The organism is Vibrio sp. YT-19(2023) (assembly GCF_033337395.1).
Window position 1 is genome coordinate 1 of sequence record NZ_JAWOQN010001146.1, and the last position, 518, is coordinate 518.

Annotated in this window: 1 protein-coding gene; it reads right to left on the reverse strand. The window is 43.4% G+C overall.

All coding sequences use genetic code 11. From position 1 onward, the window contains the following. Positions 1 to 156 precede the first annotated feature (156 nt). A partial coding sequence (locus tag R7E78_RS30535; protein ID WP_318059199.1) for a GGDEF domain-containing protein occupies positions 157 to 518 on the reverse strand: 362 nt, incomplete at its 5' end.

Below are 518 nucleotides of genomic sequence, written 5' to 3' on the forward strand. Positions count from 1 at the left end.
TATTCGTCATGAATGAATACATCATCTTGAAGTGACTTGGGTTTTAACAGCTTAGCAGACTGAAAGGGGATAAATGTGATAACTCGTTGAAAATGGGAGGTTATGAGCGTTTGAGAGGGGGGGAAAGTGTTTGTTTGCTTGTTTTTTGAACGGTTTTTAGTTCCAGTTTAGCTGGTTTGTGCCCCGTTTTTTAGCGTCAGTGAGCATTTGCCCAAGGCGATCGAGCACATATTCTGGTGCGTCTGATTCCTTAAATGAAGTAGAGACGGCTGTCAGAGTAATGATGATGTTTTGCTCGCGGAACTTAAACGGCAGCTGACAGATATCGCGCTGAATATTCTTCATCAGTTCTAATGTGTATTCTTCACTTTGTTCTGGAATCAGCAGAATAAACTCTTCACCGCCAAAGCGAGCGACGGTTTCGGTATCAGACACGCGCTTATTGATAGCACGAGCGATGATCTTCAGCGCTTTATCACCAGCGGTATAACCATAACTGTCGTTTACGGCTTTGAAGT